At 37.5% G+C, this 224-nt stretch carries 1 pseudogene; it reads right to left on the minus strand.

What is annotated here, in order from left to right:
- Positions 1-224: pseudogene (locus L8D11_RS06245) on the minus strand (reverse transcriptase domain-containing protein); the annotation flags it as partial.

The following is a 224-nucleotide window of genomic DNA, read 5'->3' on the forward strand; positions in this document are numbered from 1 at the left end:
AGAAGCAGAGCGCTTAGGTCTAAATCCATAGCTGTTATCAGAGAAATGTGGGTCAAATATAGGAGATAAGATTTGGATTATCGCTTGTTGCACCATTCTATCAATCACTGTTGGTATACCAAGTAAAAGGGTTTTACCATTTGCCTTTGGTATTTGCACTCCTCTTACAGAAGAGGGAATGTAAATGCCCGCAATAATTGAAGATTGGAGTTCTTTGATTATAT

Source organism: Candidatus Bandiella numerosa (assembly GCF_021811875.1).
Classification (GTDB): Bacteria; Pseudomonadota; Alphaproteobacteria; order Rickettsiales; family Midichloriaceae; genus Aquirickettsia; species Aquirickettsia numerosa_A.